Origin of the sequence: Gluconobacter oxydans (assembly GCF_006539685.1) — a bacterium.
GTDB lineage: Bacteria > Pseudomonadota > Alphaproteobacteria > Acetobacterales > Acetobacteraceae > Gluconobacter > Gluconobacter oxydans.
Genome location: NZ_BJNM01000098.1, coordinates 1 through 729, shown reverse-complemented (window position 1 = coordinate 729; position 729 = coordinate 1). Strand labels below are relative to the sequence as shown.

At 66.8% G+C, this 729-nt stretch carries 1 protein-coding gene; it reads left to right on the top strand.

The window, feature by feature from the left end:
• The first annotated feature begins 182 nt into the window (after positions 1–182).
• A complete protein-coding gene (locus GOX01_RS12770) occupies positions 183–560 on the top strand; it encodes a hypothetical protein (RefSeq protein WP_034954418.1) in 378 nt (125 codons plus the stop codon).
• The last annotated feature ends 169 nt before the right edge of the window (positions 561–729 follow it).

Sequence of the window (729 nt, the reverse complement as noted above, 5' to 3'; positions counted from 1 at the left end):
CCTGTCAGCCGCCCGTGCTGCAACAGGTGGGTCGCCGTCCGTCCTCCCCATGCTCGCCGGCTACGCCGCCTGCGCGTGGGTGCGGGTGACGCCGATCCTGCCGCTGCGCGGCACTGTTGCACCCCGGTCGCCCGAAAGGCCGTCGCAAGAATGTTTGAAGAACCAGAGATGGATCGAGCATCATGCGACGCTACCAGTTTCCCTATGTTCCAACCCCCCGTGGCCGGCCTCCGATGCGCTGGACCGACACGCAGGAGCCCACAACCTGCCGCCGCTGCAACACGCACTGGGAAGACGGTGATCCGGCACTGACGATTGCCTGCACGGGCTGCGGCGCTCCTGCGGATGAGCCGTGCCGCCGCAGCTCAGGTGGCAATGAGCGTGTGTGCGCCTGTCGCGACGAAGCGGCCGTCCAGATGGGACTGCTGACACGTTGTGAGGGACTGACCTGGGATGGTCGTCACGAAAAGCCGCTGCTGCTGCGGGAGCGCCCGATCGCCCACGCCCTGATGTGCCGCTCTGTGCGGACAGGCGCCCCGGTCAGTCGGTGGACATCATGAGCCCGGATCTCGCGTCCTATGACAGCATCATCGTTGCCGTGTCGGGAGGCAAGGATGGCACGGCTTGTCTGCTCGTCCTGCTGGAAGCCGGTGCTCCGGCCGAACGCATCGAGCTGTGGCACCACGATGTGGACGGGGAGGGGGGATCCTTCATGGACTGGCCCTCCAC

Coding starts and splice junctions, on each gene's coding strand:
- GOX01_RS12770 (WP_034954418.1), top strand. CDS start 183: ATGCGACGCTACCAGTTTCCCTATGTTCCAACCCCCCGTGGCCGGCCT.